The organism is Pullulanibacillus pueri (genome assembly GCF_014639255.1).
GTDB classification, from domain to species: domain Bacteria; phylum Bacillota; class Bacilli; order Bacillales; family Sporolactobacillaceae; genus Pullulanibacillus; species Pullulanibacillus pueri.
Genome location: NZ_BMFV01000007.1, coordinates 77,644 through 95,025 on the forward strand (window position 1 = coordinate 77,644; position 17,382 = coordinate 95,025).

Annotated in this window: 17 protein-coding genes; 1 reads left to right on the plus strand and 16 read right to left on the minus strand. The window is 41.0% G+C overall.

Annotated elements, in window-relative coordinates:
* The first annotated feature begins 288 nt into the window (after nucleotides 1-288).
* The gene (locus tag IEV91_RS06410; protein WP_188496593.1) at nucleotides 289-1,164 is read left to right on the plus strand and encodes a YitT family protein; all 876 of its coding nucleotides are present in this window, start codon (nucleotides 289-291) and stop codon (nucleotides 1,162-1,164) included.
* Nucleotides 1,165-1,345: 181 nt separating this feature from the next.
* On the opposite strand, the gene IEV91_RS06415 is transcribed toward IEV91_RS06410, so the two are convergent.
* The 16 genes from IEV91_RS06415 to trpD form a co-directional block, all read right to left on the minus strand.
* A complete protein-coding gene (locus IEV91_RS06415; protein ID WP_188496594.1) occupies nucleotides 1,346-2,029 on the minus strand; it encodes a zinc metallopeptidase in 684 nt (227 codons plus the stop codon).
* A gap of 318 nt (nucleotides 2,030-2,347) precedes the next feature.
* Nucleotides 2,348-3,145: a sporulation protein YpjB gene (locus tag IEV91_RS06420; RefSeq protein WP_188496595.1), complete on the minus strand. Its 798-nt coding sequence runs from the start codon at nucleotides 3,143-3,145 to the stop codon at nucleotides 2,348-2,350.
* Nucleotides 3,146-3,202: 57 nt separating this feature from the next.
* Nucleotides 3,203-3,796: a lipoprotein heptaprenylglyceryl N-acetyltransferase LhaT gene (gene lhaT / locus IEV91_RS06425; protein ID WP_188496596.1), complete on the minus strand. Its 594-nt coding sequence runs from the start codon at nucleotides 3,794-3,796 to the stop codon at nucleotides 3,203-3,205.
* Between the two features lie 1,044 nt (nucleotides 3,797-4,840).
* Nucleotides 4,841-5,605 (minus strand): menaquinol-cytochrome c reductase cytochrome b/c subunit, encoded by a 765-nt coding sequence (locus IEV91_RS06430; RefSeq protein WP_188496597.1) that lies wholly within the window; start codon nucleotides 5,603-5,605, stop codon nucleotides 4,841-4,843.
* A gap of 115 nt (nucleotides 5,606-5,720) precedes the next feature.
* Nucleotides 5,721-6,392, minus strand: coding sequence for a menaquinol-cytochrome c reductase cytochrome b subunit (qcrB, locus tag IEV91_RS06435; RefSeq protein WP_188496598.1), 672 nt, complete (start codon nucleotides 6,390-6,392; stop codon nucleotides 5,721-5,723).
* Between the two features lie 3 nt (nucleotides 6,393-6,395).
* On the minus strand, nucleotides 6,396-6,905 hold the full coding sequence (locus tag IEV91_RS06440; protein WP_188496599.1) for a Rieske (2Fe-2S) protein: 510 nt from the start codon (nucleotides 6,903-6,905) through the stop codon (nucleotides 6,396-6,398).
* A gap of 121 nt (nucleotides 6,906-7,026) precedes the next feature.
* Nucleotides 7,027-7,482, minus strand: a complete 456-nt coding sequence (locus tag IEV91_RS06445; RefSeq protein ID WP_188496600.1) for a YpiF family protein — start codon at nucleotides 7,480-7,482, stop codon at nucleotides 7,027-7,029.
* Nucleotides 7,483-7,590: 108 nt separating this feature from the next.
* On the minus strand, nucleotides 7,591-8,127 hold the full coding sequence (locus IEV91_RS06450) for a ReoY family proteolytic degradation factor (RefSeq protein WP_188496601.1): 537 nt from the start codon (nucleotides 8,125-8,127) through the stop codon (nucleotides 7,591-7,593).
* Nucleotides 8,128-8,242: 115 nt separating this feature from the next.
* Nucleotides 8,243-9,508 (minus strand): tetratricopeptide repeat protein, encoded by a 1,266-nt coding sequence (locus IEV91_RS06455; protein WP_188496602.1) that lies wholly within the window; start codon nucleotides 9,506-9,508, stop codon nucleotides 8,243-8,245.
* On the minus strand, nucleotides 9,502-10,386 hold the full coding sequence (locus tag IEV91_RS06460) for a hypothetical protein (protein WP_188496603.1): 885 nt from the start codon (nucleotides 10,384-10,386) through the stop codon (nucleotides 9,502-9,504). The genes IEV91_RS06455 and IEV91_RS06460 overlap by 7 nt, the downstream gene beginning before the upstream one ends.
* Nucleotides 10,387-10,489: 103 nt before the next feature.
* Nucleotides 10,490-11,596, minus strand: a complete 1,107-nt coding sequence (locus IEV91_RS06465) for a prephenate dehydrogenase (protein ID WP_188496604.1) — start codon at nucleotides 11,594-11,596, stop codon at nucleotides 10,490-10,492.
* On the minus strand, nucleotides 11,583-12,674 hold the full coding sequence (hisC, locus tag IEV91_RS06470) for a histidinol-phosphate transaminase (protein ID WP_188496677.1): 1,092 nt from the start codon (nucleotides 12,672-12,674) through the stop codon (nucleotides 11,583-11,585). Before hisC ends, IEV91_RS06465 begins: the two co-directional genes overlap by 14 nt.
* An 84-nt stretch (nucleotides 12,675-12,758) precedes the next feature.
* Nucleotides 12,759-13,559, minus strand: a complete 801-nt coding sequence (trpA, locus tag IEV91_RS06475) for a tryptophan synthase subunit alpha (RefSeq protein WP_188496605.1) — start codon at nucleotides 13,557-13,559, stop codon at nucleotides 12,759-12,761.
* On the minus strand, nucleotides 13,552-15,396 hold the full coding sequence (gene trpB / locus IEV91_RS06480; RefSeq protein WP_188496606.1) for a tryptophan synthase subunit beta: 1,845 nt from the start codon (nucleotides 15,394-15,396) through the stop codon (nucleotides 13,552-13,554). Before trpB ends, trpA begins: the two co-directional genes overlap by 8 nt.
* The gene (trpC, locus tag IEV91_RS06485) at nucleotides 15,393-16,157 is read right to left on the minus strand and encodes an indole-3-glycerol phosphate synthase TrpC (protein WP_188496607.1); all 765 of its coding nucleotides are present in this window, start codon (nucleotides 16,155-16,157) and stop codon (nucleotides 15,393-15,395) included. Before trpC ends, trpB begins: the two co-directional genes overlap by 4 nt.
* The gene (gene trpD, locus IEV91_RS06490; protein WP_373284405.1) at nucleotides 16,150-17,190 is read right to left on the minus strand and encodes an anthranilate phosphoribosyltransferase; all 1,041 of its coding nucleotides are present in this window, start codon (nucleotides 17,188-17,190) and stop codon (nucleotides 16,150-16,152) included. The genes trpC and trpD overlap by 8 nt, the downstream gene beginning before the upstream one ends.
* Nucleotides 17,191-17,382 lie beyond the last annotated feature (192 nt).

The following is a 17,382-nucleotide window of genomic DNA, read 5'->3' on the forward strand; positions in this document are numbered from 1 at the left end:
TCTATCTTAGCGAATATCAAAGACTAATGCCAAATGAAAAACGTTTTATTGTAACTAGCGCTGGTATTGACTATACTAGCTAGGGAACCTTATAAAGTAATGATGTCAAAAGCACTTCATTTCATCATGTCCCAACTTTATCAAAGGTTTTTTTAGAGAAAAAAAGCTTGAGAGAAATCGTTTTAACTTATTTTCTCGGTTTACCTACATAATAACACGCTCCCCTAAAAAGAAAAGCTGATTTCTTTCTAATTATTATTTCAACTGAGTAAGACAGGAGGTTTTTTTATGGTGTTTAAAATTAGAATCAAGAATATACTTTTCATGCTATTAGGATCTGCGATTTTTGCCTTCGGCCTCGTCAATTTTAATATAAAAAACAATTTAGCTGAAGGTGGCGTAACAGGGATCACCCTTATTCTCTATAATCTTTTTCACATTGATCCTGGTCTCAGTAACCTGATCATTAATATTCCGTTATTTATTATTGGATGGCGCTTACTTGGACGGACGGTTTTTATCTATAGTGTCATTGGCACTGCTTCCCTATCGCTCTTTTTATGGATTTTTCAATACTTTATTACTTTTTCCTTTACACTTCAAAACGATATGACCTTAGCCGCTCTCTTTGCGGGAATTACAATTGGTACAGGACTAGGGATTATTTTTAGATACGGTGGCACTACGGGAGGCACAGATATTATCGCCAGGTTAACCTTTCGATACTTGGGTTGGCCAATTGGGAAAACTATGTTTGCCATAGATGCCTGTGTAATTGTGCTTTCATTAATCTATCTTGATTATCGGCAAGCGATGTATACTTTGGTCGCAGTATTCGTTGGTTCTCGAGTCATTGACTTTATTCAAAAGGGAGCCTATGCTGCGAATGCTGCTATGATTATTTCTAAAAAAAATCAAGAGATTGCCAAAGAGATTATTGAGAAACTTGATCGAACAGCCACACTCCTCACAGGAAAAGGTGGGTACACGGGGGCAGAAATCGATGCCTTATATTGCGTCGTTAGTCGTAGTGAGATTTTCAGATTGAAGAATATCATTAAAAGTATAGACCCTCACGCCTTCGTGGCTGTGAACGATATCCATGATGTCCTTGGTGAAGGTTTTACACTTGATGAAAATAAAAAGCCTTTATTTGAAGAATAGGGGCCTCTGGTCATTTAGCTCTCCTGTGAAAGCAACGATCCCTTCCTCGGCTACAGCCTCAACACCTAATGGATTTGGTAAGCAACCAACAAAAAAGATTCCTATGATCAAAAAGCGGTCATCGGAATCTTTTTTACTCTTTTGGGCGAGTTATGTCTCAGCCCCTTTGATTTCATTAAAATTAATCCTCATCATTAGTCCCAACAAACATTAAGACAAAACGCAAAAGCTCGAGGACAGCAACCAACGCAGCAGCCACATAGGTTAAAGCAGCAGCACTTAGGACTTTTCTAGCACTCCGCTTCTCCTCACTGTGTATGAGCCCTAATGTTTCTAGCTGAACCATCGCTCTTCTTGAGGCATTAAATTCTACTGGTAATGTGACAATTTGGAAAAGGACAGCTGCTGCAAAAAAGATAACACCTATTAATCCTAATGTAGCACTGAAAATCATTCCAGCAATGATAAAGATCCATGCCATACTGGAACCAAAATTCGCCACTGGTACTAAAGCATGTCGGAAGCGAAGTGGCACATAGTCTTCTTTGTCTTGAATGGCGTGGCCTACTTCATGGGCTGCAACTGCAGTCCCTGCAACTGAATTTCCATGATAAATGGCTGAGGATAACCTCAATACTTTACTTCTCGGATCATAATGATCAGAAAGTTGACCAGGGATCTCTTCAATATCAACATTATATAAGCCATGCTCGTCAAGAATTCGCCTAGCGACTTGTGCCCCTGTTAAACCTGTTTCGTTCGGCACTTGAACGTATTTATTAAAGGTTCCTCTCACTTTACTTTGTGCCCAAATGGGAATGGCCATGATTATAACGAAGTAAATAAGATATGCACCTAGACTCATAGGACAACCCTCCATATTTGGTTAGCGGTAGTTTAAAAAGGTAAAGGAATGCATCGTTTTGCGTGGTCAATCTTCCTTTCTCTCTCTTTAAACATTATGTTAAACCTCATTCAAAGGAGAGTGCTCTTCCCCATCGAATGTTCGTTGAACAGAATCGATTCATGATAAGCACATGAGTCCTACTTAATGGTCTAATTTTTGACTCAAAAGACATCAAAGTAGGGTTGGCTTGCCATTATATAAAATAATCTATTAAGGTCAATTTTAGTCAAATCCCCCCGACCTGTCAACATAGATGGCGATTTGTTCACTGAATCTTTAAGGATAGGCCCTTCCTAATTGCTTTCCTCTATATTTTCTCCAAATCACATAAAATAATGTGATAACGACTACGCTACCTAGCACTATTGCCCAAAGCATGGGTCCAGTAAGAACGATTGTCGTCAGCTTACTATCAAACAAACGATTTAAGTCTTTAGACACTTCCTGCAATTGCTTTTTGTTTTTCTTAACGTCTTGAGTGGTCGTCGTCCTTGCCTCGACCAGTTTAGTTACGGCTTGATCAATCTGTCCTAATTTCATTGGAGAAATATCAACAACAAGAGCAGGATAGATGGTTTGATAAAGATCTACAAACTGATTAAGATCATATTGATAACTCTGATCATTTTTATTAGCAGCATCCTGCTTGACTTTGTTAAAAGCACTGAAAAGAGGTTTCTTTAAACTTTTCCATAAGGGTTCACCATCAGAACCCAACGCATCGATGACCAATCTCAACTCAAGCGCAGCCTGGTGAAGTTCTTGGTTATTTTTTTCATCAACCCCGAGCATAATCTTGAGTTGCTCCTCACTCGTTGTCACTGTTCGGATGACTGTTGGATCGAGAGACGCTTGCTCATTATTAGTGAGGGTGTTAAGCTTTTTCTCGAATTGCTTAAGTGACTCTTTGGCCGCATTATATTCTTGATCATTAATAAACTCATAAATCTTATTGGATAAAGGTACTAATGAGTCCAAAGACTGTGGGACTTGCTCTTTTCCGTGGACGGTATTTCCTAAACCTAACGTTAACAACAATATACAAATGATAAGAATAACCCATATCTTTTTCATTGCCCGTCCCCCTTTCACACCATCATTGTATGTAAAAAGGGACAAGAGTAGACCAGTTTATATGTAATCGGTATTTTTTTGATATCGTATACAAAGCCAGTAGGTTAGAAAGATAGAAAATAGGCTGAGCCAAAAGGTGATGTAACCGATCAAATCTTGATGAGCAGCCAAAGGATCATATCTGGGCATCATATTAAAGACATAATCAATGATATCATTGTGCAACAGTACAACCCCCGCTACCATGAGATGCCATATTTTCATTTTATAAAACGGCGCATACAATAAGCCTTCCAATGCCATACAGCCATGAGAAATGATGAGCATATAATTTGCTGAAGTAAGATGGAACCCTGTAAAACCTGAAGCAATGTTCATCCCAACAGCCCATACGCCATATTTGAATAAGGATGTCATGGCCAGAGCTTCAATTAAAGGAAAATGCCGTTTGCAAAGGAAAGCAAACAATACGAGACAAAAAAACAAACTCGCTGTAGGACTATCTGGTACAAATAATAAAAAACGAGTGGGCGTGTCCATCAATTGATATTTATACCAATAATAACCATAAATTGTACCAACCGTGTTGACAATAAGCAGGAGTAATAAAACGCTCCTTTGTCGCAAAACATGATACCAAATGACGGGCATTTAAAACCCTCCTCCATTCCATTCAATCTTTCTAACCCAAACGATAGCTTGTCCATTTATAGTAAAATTTTTGGTTCTCAGTGAAATGTTAGGGTATTAAGGATTTTAACTAATGATAAGATTTCAAAACAGAAATAGCAAGACTCAAACCATTAAAGGCGTAATTGATATAGATTGCGATGTAACTGCAAGGTGATACTTTTCCGAGCTAATAGTGTAGATCTCCGCTCCAGGTCGCTCGCTTTCCTCATGCCCACAGGACGTGGGTAGGATCGGTGTTGTCACAGGACGTGACGATTTTAACCGATCGTCCTTAGTGCCTCAGCTAACTTGGGAATGGGCTATTTTTGTTCCCAAGTATTTATGAATAAAAATCTCCTGTTCCTGCGTCTACTCGTACCGCTTCGCAGTCAGCTTTCTCGGAACAACTCGAAGTTTATTCGAGAAGTAACGCTGGTTGCTGTTCCCGAAGGAGTCTCGCGCCTTACGCTCCAATCTCCTTGTGTGCTGTCGATGCTTTTTTGATAGGAAAGACCGGGCGTCTTTGCTTTTTCTCTCAAGGTGATTTTAGCTTTGGTGCAACTTAAATCAGATCATCTTAACTAGCTAGCAAAGGAAATACACGTAGACTCAAAAAATCATAAAAAACACGATTTTTCTGCGAGGATTATTCTCCTAGTTGCCTTCCTTAGTCCTGCGGGAGCAGAGGCATAGGTGAGACCCCGGAGCGCGGAGCGCGAGGAGGCTCACCAGCCGCCCGCGGAAAGCGGAGTGTATTTCCGTAGCGGTGATTTATGATTTATGTCGCAATTTCCTTCTACTCCGAAAATTGATGACTTGAAAAACAACAATCGTCTCAAATTAAGCATTCGCATTTAATTATAGCTGCCTAGTAAAAAGTTCAAAATAGCATGTCAAGGATTGTTAGGTCCCAATATATACCAGAATGATTTGATGCTCCACAATACCAATAAAGTTGCACCTTATAAGGTCTTCCTCAAAGTTATAATTCTGATTATAAAAAAATAAGCCGGGAATCCCAGCTTATTTTTTACTTACATCTGAAACAAATTTAGCTAATGCATCTAAATCCTTATCTGAACCTTTGAATACTCCCGCTGGCATTTGTCCGCCACCTTGGGTCGCCATCTTCTTGACCATAGCAGGATCAAGGTTTTTCCCAATAAGAGATGGTCCAACCGCACCTTCAAGGTTTTCACCATGACAGGACGAACAATTCTGACTAAACAGCTTATATCCCGGATCAGATTTATCAAAATCAACCGTTTGAACGATTTTCCCTTGTTGTTCAGCTTGTTCCCAGTTATGAGAAACTGTCGATTCCCATGTAAGATATATCATGGAAACAAAAGTAAGTAACATGATCAAGGTCGCAATAGGACGCTTGATGGGCCGACGTTCCAACCCACGGTCAAGCCACGGAGCCGCTAACAATGCTACGGCAGCAAGACCCGGTATCAAGACTGTACCGATAACCTTATATTGACCTGAAGCTGCAGGATACTTTAACAATTGGTATAAGAATAAAAAGTACCAGTCGGGTAGTGGAATATAGCCTGAGCTTGTTGGATCGGCTTCTTTTTCTAACGGCGCCGGGTCTGCGATGGTTAAGATCATAAACCCAACGAGGAATACTGCTCCAACCATCCATTCCTTTAATAGGAAGTTAGGCAAAAAGGCCTCTGTTTTCCCTGGGTATTCAGAATAATCCTTGGGAGGAATGAATTTTCTTGATTTAACAGGTACCCTCGAATCACCGACGAATTTCATTCCTTTTCCACGATGCATGCATTTCCCTCCTTTTTAAATCAAGTGAGGCTTAAAATGGTTGTGCAAATAGTCTGGAAAAAAGAGCTAGCAAACTTCCATGATTTCGCCCTTTTCCCCTCCCTTTGAACACAGATTATAGCGGTCCAGATATACCTTGTCTGCGAATCATTAAGAAGTGAGCGGCCAATAAACCTAACAACGCAGCTGGCAGGAAGAATACATGAATCGCAAAGAACCGCGCAAGTGTTTGCGCACCTACAATATCGCTTCCCTGTAGTAGGACCTTAATCCAATCTCCAATAAATGGGAATGATGCAGCAATGTCTAGTCCAACCTTAGTGGCAAACAAAGCTTTCATATCCCAAGGTAATAGATAACCTGTAAAACCTAAGCCTAAAATTACAAAAAAGAGTAGAACACCGACAATCCAGTTTAATTCACGCGGCTTCTTATATGCCCCTGTAAAGAAAACACGTAAAGTATGTAAGAAGACCATTACAATCGTCACGCTGGCACCCCAATGGTGCATGCCACGTACAATAACGCCATAGGCCACTTGATTCTGTAAATAATAAACAGAATCCCATGCATTGTTAATGTCCGGTACATAATACATCGTCAAAAACATCCCAGAAAGAATCTGGATAACGATTGTAAAAAAGGTCAATCCACCAAAACAATAAACAAAGGCTGAGAAGTGGTAGGCGGGGTTAACGTGCTCAGGGACTTCATGATCGGCTACATCGCGCCATAGTGGCGTAATGTCTAAGCGCTCGTCTACCCAATCGTACAATTTTTGTAACATACATTAAGCCCCCCCTCTTGATTGGACTTCTCCAAGGTACAATTTCCCGTCTTTGACTTGTGTCTTGTAGACACCTAATGGTGCCGGCGGGGGTGTTCCAGGAATGTTAATCCCTGTTTTTGTGTAACGTCCTCCGTGACACGGACAATGAAATTGATTAGGATGAGCAGGATCATCGTTCCATGCGACCGTACAGCCAAGATGTGTACAAGTTGGGGACAAAGCTAAGATATCGCCATTTTTCTTTTTGAAGATATAAGCGATATTTTGCTCATCAAACTTGTGCCAACCATCCACTTTTTTCACAGTGAATTTCTTGTTCTGTGGTTCAGTCGTGATGTCCTTAACATCCATGACATATATCATTTCCGTCCCTTCTTTTTTCTGGAGGAGTGGATCGATGGCAAAACGGGCCATCGGTGCCACCATAGTGGCCGCCATGAAACCGCCTACACCCATCAAAGTGTAGTTAAGGAACTGACGTCGACTGACATCATGCTCTTTGTTGCTCATAATTCCCCCCCTATTCTATTGGAAGTTCCGAACATGAATGATCACACATATTTACTAAGACATCCCAATGATAGCGCAATCTTTTGCTAGCTGTCAATAAAGATTGACAGCTTTAGTACAATTAACTGATCCATTGTCCCGTTATCGTTTTCATGACTGATCCGACAGTCTCAGCAACAAAATCGTTGCGGTGGCGCTCATCCATGTGCTCTAACGGGACCGCTGGTAACCAGATAAGATGTTCTAATTGGCTTTCATAGGCTTTCCAATCCACATCAGATGTCACAAAATAGACAAATTTACCTCCGCCATTTATCATTCCATTCTTCCACGTTTCTAATCTTTTCATTCGTTCTTCAAGGGCTTCCTCCTTAAAATAAGTAAAAGCCGGATTTAATACGACTCGACCTTTAAGCTGCCTTTCAATTTCATCTCCTAAAATCTGAACATATTCCCCTTCTCTCACTGTGGCAAGCATCCCTTCATCCCAGTTTAATGGGATGAGCGGAACAATGATAGTATCGACATATTGCTTTTCTTCTAAAAACCGTTCTATATCTTTTGCACGCCATTTCACATCGATTGCTCCCTTCTTGTTAAACTAGTCCCACTTTCACCAAAACCTTTTGACTATGATTGTAAAAGAGAAGCCCTTAAAAGATCAAGGGCTTCCTCCATTCATTCATTACACCATTAATTTTTGTAATTCAGCAACAAGTCTCTCAAACTGATTTTTGTCTTTCTTCTCGAGAGATTCGTCAATTTTTTTTTCTAAATAAGTCATCATAAATTGCTTCTCAGACTTTTCAATAAGAAGTTTAACTTCTTCACCATATCGATCACTAAGATGTCTCCGATCATATGGATTTTCTTCAAGTATCGACACGTACTCTGAGGAGCGAGAAGATGAGGGAAACATGAGATGGATATAAATCGCTTCTTCTTGATCCATCCGTATATCATGAAAAGCTTTTTCCGGTTCATGCGTTTCCACTTCTTGTTTCCGATAGATAAAAGCAGGATGGGGGACATTCTTCTCGGAGACCACAATCGCTCTCGGGCATCCACTAATATTATCCACAAATTTAAGAAGTCCAAGTAAATGTTCATCACTCAAAATATAATTTAACAACCAAATACATTCACGGCTTTTTAATTGATAGCTTCGGAGAAACCATTTTAAAAACGAACGTTTTTCTTCAATGGAAATCATTTGCTCCATTAAAAGCGTCTCCCTTCATGAAAAATATCATCTTCAAAAAGTGTACATAATCCCTCTTAATCGATGAAGCATGAGTTCAACTCTTTCTCTTAATCTATACAATTCTATGCCAACATTAAAAATCCTGCTCAATTCGTTCGACAAATGCTCTCAATTCTTCGTTTTCGGGGTCTAAACTTAAGGAGTCCTGTAACATTTGTAGCGCCTCAGAGCGTTCTCCTAATTGCCACAATACCTCCCCATATTCTTTTAAAAAGGCAGGATCTTCTTTAAAATGTGACACGATTTGATTATAAATTTTTGCTGCTTTTTCCAAGTGTTCCTCTTCGACGTAGGCACTCGCCAAATACCATAAAAGTTCCGGATCAGCTTTTTCCTTTTCTAAGAGCTGAATAATAGCCTCATGATCTTCTTGTTCTCTTTTTATTTCTACCCATTTTTTTATAGCCTCAGTGTTTTCTGGATCTATTGCTAATAACTGCTCTAAATAATGTTCTGCTTTATAAGGGTCTTTTAATTTCATTGCGAGATCTGAGGCTTCAATAAATAATTGCTCATTAAATTCATCAATTTTAATCCCCGCCTCAATCGTCGCAAAAGCTTCATCAACAGCCCCTTCTGCTTCATATGCTTTGGCTAATAGAGGGTAAAGCGTACTGTATTGAGGATCCAGCTCTTTGAGCTCTTCCAAAGCAGTAATCGTGGTCTGATATTGCTCAACCTTGAATGCCGTCATGCCATAACCAAATAAACTATTTAATGGTTTATCTGACTCCAGCCCTTTTTTATAGTAGATAAGTGCTTCTTCAAACTGACCATTGTAACTTAAAGCTTCGGCGAGCTTCAATTGAACATTTTCATGTTTTAATGTATCCGCATGGAGTACTTGTTTATATAATGTTGCGGCTTGTCCTGCTCGCCCAACTGAAGCATAAAACTCGGCCAATGCAAAAATCAAAATGGGCTCGTGAGGTGAAAACTTATGAGCTTCAAGTAACCTCCGCTCAGCGGCTTCCTCCAAACCTTGTGCTTGGTATAGATCGGCAAGTAAAACTTGTGCACTCAAATAATTTTCGTCTAATTGATGAATGCTCATCAGCCAATCTATCGCTTGATCCTCTTGATCCAGATCGATATCGACTTCCGCAAGCGCCATTAATATATGTGAATCACTTGGATGCTGTTTATGAAGTCGAGTTAAGATGGCACGAGCGTCCTCAGCCATCCCCCACTCCTGATAATGTGTCGCAATTTCGAAGGCTGTCTCCTCATCTGCTTCCTTTAATATTGTTTTTATTTGTTTTAATCCTTCGTCGTATTGACCACTCTCTATTAAATGTATTGCCCAATCTAATCGCTCATTCATAATGACTGTCAGCACTCCCAATCTCCTGTAAAACGGTGGACCATCGGGACTTTTATCTCTTGTCCAAAGCCTGGACACATCATGTTCCCGTTCCCTTTTTGAACCTGCCCACGTATCACAACCACACTGTGATTATTCTCATCATAATGGAGATTCTCTTGCTGTTCAAGCGATACGGGAGTCAAGACACAATCACAATCACTTCCAGGAACAAGAGCGCCTTTAATAGGATAGAGACCTAGGTTTTTTGTTAAGGGATTAGGGATGGCATGGTCTTCCTCAAATGCAAGCGCCGTTGGAATGTTCATTCGATCTGCAAATTGATACCAGAGGTGATAAAACTTCTTCCTTTGTAGCCCTGCTTTCTTATCTTCTCCTCTTGTCTTGTAAAAGGGGATAAAGAGCAATCTTTGACCATTTACCGCATCCCGTAACCACTCCCATGGATAAGAATAGAGGTCATCAATATGACTAAACTCAAATTGTATAAATGGAATACTTTGTTTATTACATTCAATGACAAGGGCTTGTGATAAAAACTCAATATGTGTTGACAAACCAATGAGATAATCTAAAGGGGAATGTTTCATCACTTGTCTCGTGGCCTGAAGATTCGCTTTTAATAGCGCAACATTCTTACAATAACAGGGAACAATCACTGAAGTTCCGCCACGATCCATAATAGACTGATAGGCTTTAAGTCTATCTTCTTTCCTAGAATAATCTAGTAAATAGGGTGCGTAAAACGTTGCACCCGGACGCGGTCTCAAGCCTTTGAAATCAATTAAGCATTCGCTCCGTGGATGCCGAGTTGTACAATCAATAATCTTCCCATGTTCTATCACGAGAAACTGTGTCTGCTCTGGATAGCCGTATCGAATAGAGTAAACCAAGTTCTTCCTCTCCCCTCAGCTCTAGAACTTCTTGATTTAACGATATGTGAGCTAAAAGTAAAAAAGAACCTGTCCACAAGGGAAGGTTCACTCTATTTAAAAATTAATCAATCAAGTACGTATTGTAATGATGGTCTTTCAATAAACGCATCGCCTGATCACGAGCGGATTCTGATTGAAAGAAAAGGCGCAAAACCCCAGAGACACTCTCTCTTAATTCAATCACATTGATATTTATAATTGAAATATTTGCTTTCCCAATAATACCTGTTACTTTAGAAATTTCGCAAGGCTCATCGGGAATATCGAGATAGAGGTCAAACGAAGGGGGCAATATTCCCGTTTTTTTAACAGGAAATTGATCCCTTATATTTTTGGCCTTCTCAAAAAAGCTGTAGACCGACGTGCTATCATGCTGGACGAGCTGCTGTTTTATTGTATGGAGCACTTGCTCCCAGTCATCAAATAACTTAAGTAGGACATCGTGGTTGTGCATCGTAATATCTTGCCATAAGTATGGATCTGAAGAAGCAATGCGGGTAATGTCACGAAAGCCCCCAGCAGCCAACCGAGGTAAGTCCAGTTCCTTATTGGCTGGATTCCGATTCAATTGATGGACAAGTGCACTCGCAACAATATGAGGAAAATGACTAATAATACCGACCACTTGATCGTGAGTCTCCGGGTCAATCGTCATCATCTTTGCACGGGTTGCACTTAACCACTCTTCTAGTTGACGAATTTTAGCTTTATCTTCCCCATCTTCAGGTGTGATAAAGTAAAAGGCATTTTCGAATAAATCCGCCTTCGAAGCAAACACACCACTTTTATGGGACCCAGCCATCGGGTGTCCACCTATGTAGCACGCCTCTGATCCGAGAACTTGATTTGCTTTATCACGAATCACGCGTTTGGTGCTCCCTGTGTCTGTAATAATCACACCTGGTTTTAACGTCACTTTTGCCAAGACATCAAGTGTATCTAGTATCCCTGATATAGGTGCAGATAATATAATAAGATCAGCTTCTGAAGCTCCCGTAGGGATATCAGGTTCTGCACGGTCAATAACACCTAAATCTAGAGCGGCTTCCATGGTTTCTTTCTTAGGATCAAAACCCGTTATATAGAGCGTTTCATTTCCTTTTAATGCTTTTGCCAAAGATCCACCGATAAGACCCAAGCCAATCACAAATACTTTACTTTTGTTCATCTAAAAAACCTTTCAAGCAATTGATGATAGCCTCATTCTCTTCCTTAGATCCAATGGTAATTCGTACTGTGTTAGGCATGCCTTTTGCAACACCTACTCGGACAATAAATCCTCTTGGCAATAGGTAATTAAACACTTCTTCCCCTGAAGTATTAAAATCTATGAGAATAAAATTGGCATAAGACTGGAAATAATGGAGCCCATATTCTTCACAGAAGGTATAGTACTGGTCAAGACCTTCATGTGTCTTTTGTACCGCCATATCAATAAAGGCATGATCATCAAGTGCGGCAATAGCGGCCTTTTGAGCAATACGTGAGGCATTAAAGGGCTGTCTGACCGGTTCTAGAGCTTTGATCAAATTGGCATCGGCCATGCCATAACCTATCCGTAATCCCGCCAATCCGTAGGCTTTAGAAAAAGTACGCATGATCACAAGATTAGGAAAACGCTCAAGGTATTTTATTGTATCTGGATAATCCTTGTGAGCCACATATTCGTAATAGGCTTCATCAGAAACAACGACAACATGTGGAGGGACTTTCTCTAAGAAAATTTCAAACTCATCCTTGTAAAGAATATCACCCGTTGGATTATTCGGATTACATATCCAAACAATTCCAGTGTTCTCATCAATAGCCTCGAGTATCCCTTGCAAATCAAAACGCCCTTTAATCAAGGGGACTTCCTTAATTTCGGCTCCTTCTATTTGTGCCGCAATTTTATAGCTCGAAAAAGTAATGTCAGCCGTGACCGTATTAGAGCCCTTTTCTAGAATGCTATGGCTTAACATGTGTATGAGTTCATCTAAACCATTACTAAATATAAATTGATCTTCCGAAAGACCATGTAAATGCGAGAGGGCTTGGCGAAGCTCAGTTGCGTGACCATCAGGATAGACTGCGACATCCTTAATTGCTGCGTTCATGGCTTCAATAGCTTTCGGGGAACTTCCAAAAGGATTCTCATTGGAAGCTAATTTAATCACCTTTTCTAATCCGAACTCTTTTTTTACTTCTTCAATTGGCTTACCGGGTTGGTAAGGGCTAATTGACCTAAGCTGTTCTTTCAACCTTATCCGCCCTTTCTTCTATTAAGAGGTCATTCCTTTTGATGAAAAGTCAATAAGCGATAGAACTCTATTTATTTCCCTCTTATTCTATCAGAAAAGTAATTTTTGAGATAATGTTTCTCTTATTTCTTCAATCGCCTGATCGCGCTCAGCAGATTGGAGCCGATCTTCTCTACTTTCTATCTCTCGGACAATTGCACTTCCAACCACGTAACCCTCACAATAATCCTTGAGTTGCTGCACTTGCTCCTTAGAAGAAATCCCAAAACCAACGGCAACAGGAATTTCTGAAGCTTTCTGAACACGTTGAAGGAAAGATAGGACATGAGGATGGAAGGTCTTTCTTACACCTGTGACCCCAAGAGAGGATACACAATAGAGAAACCCATCCGAATCCTTCCCAATGCGCTCTAACCTCTCTTGTGATGTGGTTGGCGCAACTAAAGAGATTAAGGCAAGATGATGCTCTCGACATTGTGAACGCAACGCTGCACTTTCTTCATAGGGAAGATCAGGCACTAAAAGTCCATCAATCTCATTTTCTATCGCTTTTTTAATAAAATTATTTTCTCCTAATTGTAGCAGAAGATTGTAATAAGTAAAGATAATAACGGGTATTTTTAGCCCTTTTTCGCGCATTTTCGGGACAATATCCATCGCTTTAGATAGGGTCATACCACCTGCCAAAGCTCTCAATGAAGCTCTTTGGATGACCGGACCATCTGCTAGAGGGTCTGAGAACGGAATCCCCAACTCAAGAACTGATGCCCCCATGTCTTGCAACATTAATGCAAGATCTATGGTCGTTTCGATATTAGGATCCCCCGCTGTAATAAAGGGAATAAAATGCATTTTATCAGATGCACTCACAGTCTTTGATAATCTACTCATGAACGCCACCTCCTTGTAAGGTCTTCTGAATCGAATGGACGTCTTTATCTCCCCGACCAGATAAGCAGACTAAAATATCTTGCTCCTTCGTTAACGTCTTCGCTTTTTTTATCGCTAATGCCAACGCATGGGCACTTTCTAAAGCTGGCAAGATACCTTCCAAACGACAGAGTAATTCTACCGCTTCTAACGTTTCCTCATCGGTAATACTTTCATAATGGACACGATCGATAGAAGCAAGATAGGCATGTTCAGGTCCAATTCCTGGATAATCAAGCCCCGCCGAGATCGAATAAGGTTCGATAATTTGTCCAGCTTCATCTTGGATTAAGTAAGTTAAAGCCCCATGAATGACGCCCTTTCGACCTTTCGCGAGGGTCGCCGCATGAAAGGCGGTATCTTCACCTTTTCCCCCTGCTTCAGCAGCAATGAGTTCTACATCATCCTCTAAAAAAGGATAAAACATCCCCATCGAGTTACTTCCACCACCCACACAGGCAGCAATAACATCCGGTAGCTTCCCTTTTAGTTCAAGAAATTGTGCTTTAGATTCGTCACCTATAACGCGTTGAAAATCACGTACCATCATGGGATAAGGATGTGGTCCGACAACTGACCCAATAAGATAGAAGGTATCCTCAACATTTTCCACCCAATAACGAAGAGCTTCATTCGTCGCATCTTTTAAGGTCTGGCTTCCACTTTCCACCGGGATAACTTCAGCCCCTAACAACTCCATTCTGAAGACATTAAGTTGTTGGCGTTCGACATCCTTTTTGCCCATAAACACTTTACATGATAGCCCTAGATAAGCGGCAATCGTCGCGGTAGCAACTCCGTGCTGCCCCGCTCCCGTCTCAGCCACTAATTTCTCTTTTCCCATGCGTTTGGCTAAAAGTCCTTGTCCAATCGCGTTATTTATTTTATGGGCACCGGTATGATTAAGATCCTCACGCTTTAAGTAGAGGTTTGCCCCACCTATTTTTTCTGATAATCGCCGGGCATAAGTCACAGGGGTAGGACGACCGGAATAATCCTTCATTGTTTTATGGTAAAGATCAATAAATTCGGGATCCGCCATCGCTTCTCCTAACCCTGATTCTAATTCTTCCAAAGCATACATGAGTGTTTCTGGGACGAATTTCCCACCAAAATCTCCGAATCTTCCTTGCTCATCTGGAAATTTATTCATCGTCTGTTCAACCTTCCTTTCTAAGTCTTCCACCAGTTTCTTTGATTTGACACCAGCTTGTTCAATGCCAGAAGCAAGATCGATTCCCATAGGTTCATACAAAAGTAATTGCTTGACATTACTAGGGTTCACACCACCTGCAATGAAACACTGAACACCTTGCCTTGCCGCTTCTTGTGTATAATCAGGAACAACTTCCCAGTTAAAAGCTTGCCCCGTGCCTCCCCAGGCTTCTTTGGTCTTCACATCAATCACGTAACCTGAAGCCACTCCATTATATTCCCTCATTAGGCTGAGTGCTTCTTCATCATGGTGGATTGCTTTCCATATAGGGAGCTTAACGGCATGGGAGACCTCCTGTAAAAACGAGACCGTTTCGTGACCGTGAAGCTGGATAATATCTAACTTGACATATTGAAGGACGTCCTTTAATTCCTCAAGAGTGGGATGAACAAAGACACCCACAAGTTTTTGTCGCTTTTGCTTAGGATACTTCCCTATCCATCGTCCGACCTCTTGGGAACGAACATACCGTTTACTCCCTTCATAAAAAATAAAGCCGATATGGCTTGCCTTAGAAGAAGCTGCAAGCTGGTAATCATAAAAATTTTGATTGCCACAATACTTTAGAAGAGGAAAGGTCACCTCGAACTCCCTCCAAATAAATAGTGAATACCACGCTCTGGGGTCTCAGCTGTCATCAACGCCTCACCCACAAGGGCACCGTTGACACCTAAACGCTTGAGCGTATCAATAGCTTCAGGAGCAAGTATCCCTGACTCACTAACTGAAACACTGGTCTCCGGAATAAAAGGGAGAACCTCCTTTGTCGTGTCAAGAGTTGTATAAAAGGTTTTCAAATCCCTATTATTAATGCCGATGATTTCCGGGTGAAATTCTTCAAGAAGTGCTTCTAGCTCTTGTCGATTATGAACTTCGACAAGGCACTCCAATCCCCCTTCATACGCCTTCAAATAAAATTCATGAAGTTTTTTTGGTTCAAGCGCTGCTGCAATGAGCAAAATGGCATCCGCCCCAATGGCAACACTTTCATCAATTTGCCGCTCATCAATAATAAAATCTTTTCTAAGAACAGGAAGATGTACCGCTTGTTTGACTAATTTTAAATAACTAATGGATCCCTTAAAAAATTTTTGATCGGTTAGAACCGATATCGCATCGGCCCCCGCGCTCTCATAACTTTTTGCAATGTGCTCAGGATCAAACGCCGTCGTGAAAACTCCCTTAGACGGAGAGGCTTGTTTCACCTCCGCGATTAACCCTACACTTTGATTAGGATTTAATAAGGCCTTTTTCAAAGAATAACGCAAGCCTTCAAAGCGTCCGGCTTCAAATTGAGTTTTTTTAATTTCTTCTTTTTTTGATTGAATGATGGTTTCAAGCATGACGTTCTTCCCTCGCTTCCCCTTTTAGACGATTTAATTGTTCGCTCACACGACCGGCTCGTATAGCCTCTCTTGCCATATTAACACCTTCTGTAACAGTAGGGACTTTATCAGCAACATACAGGGCAGCCCCAGCGTTTAGAAGAACAATATTATAGGCCGTTGATTGATTTTCCCCATTGAAAATGGCTTCGATCAAACGTGCGCTTTCTTCGACAGTAGAGACCTGTATCTCTTTTAAATTGCCTCTGGGAAGGCCAACATCTTCTGGGGCGATCGTCAGTTCACGAATCTGGTTGTTTTCAACTAAGAGCACATTGGAGGGTCCTGTAATTGAGAGTTCATCTAACCCATACTCCCCTGTGACGAGCATAGAGCGCTTAGTCCCCAGAGCCTTCAGGGTTTCTGCCATTTTTCTTGCGATGTTAAAGTCATAGACCCCAAGAAGCTGACATTCACTTTTGGCGGGATTGACCAAAGGACCAAGAATATTAAATACTGTTCGAAAACCAAGCTCTTTACGAGGTCCGGCAGCGTGTTTCATCGAAGCATGATAAAGAGGGGCAAATAAGAAGCACATATTATTCTTTTTTAAGGCTCTTAAAGCATCTTCAACAGAGGACTGGACCGGGACTCCTAAATATTCTAGAACATCAGCACTGCCACTTTTCGAGGAGACCGCCCGATTGCCATGTTTGGCGACTTTTACATTCAGTGAAGAGAGAAGAATAGCTACAGCCGTTGAGATGTTAAATGTAGATAAACCGTCTCCTCCCGTTCCACAGGTATCAAGTGCATGCTCTGCTTTCTCTATGGTGATAGCATGTGATCGCATCGACTCGACAAAACCTGTCAGTTCCTCAGAGGATTCTCCCCTAAACTGTAAAACAGATAAAAATGCAGAAATCTGGCTTGTCGTAGCAATCCCACTCATAATGCAATCCATCATGTGTCGGGCTTCTTGTCTATTAAATTGTTCACCGTTCATGAGCCGGCGTAGGCCGTCCTTAAAGCTGTCTTCATTAGGAATCATCACAGTCATAAACCTTCTCCTCCTTAATTTTGGAAGAGAATGAGTATGAGAGGTTTTAGGGGGGTGTATAAATGTGGAAAAATAATAAACCCATAGGCGAACAGCCTATGGGGAATGTATGCCATGATATACCCTAAGCTCTCCTCAACTCATCTCATTCTCTCACTCTACTCATCTCATCTAATCAGATAA